The following is a 594-nucleotide window of genomic DNA, read 5'->3' on the forward strand; positions in this document are numbered from 1 at the left end:
CCCTCGTGAAGTTTCAGCGACGCCGATTGGACGCTTCCAGTAGAGGCGAATTCATGAAAGCACCTTCTTACCGGCTCGATGTCACGTGTCGTCATGCATCGCTGATACAGGTCCCCAAGGATTTCAATCTCACCTTCGCCCGCAGTGGGATTTGTGATGGTATCTACCTCGTGATCTCCGACGTCGGTGTAGCGACTAAGCATAAGCATGAAGTCTCCGCTGTCTGCATATAGTGCCAGTTCGTAGACTCCAACCTCAGGCACGGGATCTTCACTCAGGCTAACAATTCCGCTCATTGCCGAAAATAGCTGCAGCGTAGCGTCAATCTCTTCATTGGAAGGATCATTCCGAACTGGCAGCCGCGTGCGCGCAGTATCCGAACTTACGTAGAATCCGGCTAGTTTCCCGATTGCTTCTCTCTGATTGAGCGCATACCCTGGGTCCAATAGCAGGTCATTGGTAGACCGGTCTTGTTGTCAACCGCTCTGACACTAAGGGAATTCAAGCCAGCAGCCTGGCCCGCCGCAGCGATGTCGCCCTTACAGAACCCGCAGACGTCTTTTTTTTCCGGAGACAGAGATGCTCATGTCCGCA

1 protein-coding gene is annotated in these 594 nt (G+C 53.2%); it reads right to left on the bottom strand.

The window, feature by feature from the left end; all coding sequences use genetic code 11:
* On the bottom strand, positions 1-296 hold a 296-nt coding region (locus KVS69_RS18610), incomplete at its 3' end, for a hypothetical protein (RefSeq protein WP_217539463.1).
* Positions 297-594: the final 298 nt, after the last annotated feature.

Source organism: Stenotrophomonas sp. GbtcB23 (assembly GCF_019091045.1).
Classification (GTDB): domain Bacteria; phylum Pseudomonadota; class Gammaproteobacteria; order Xanthomonadales; family Xanthomonadaceae; genus Stenotrophomonas; species Stenotrophomonas rhizophila_A.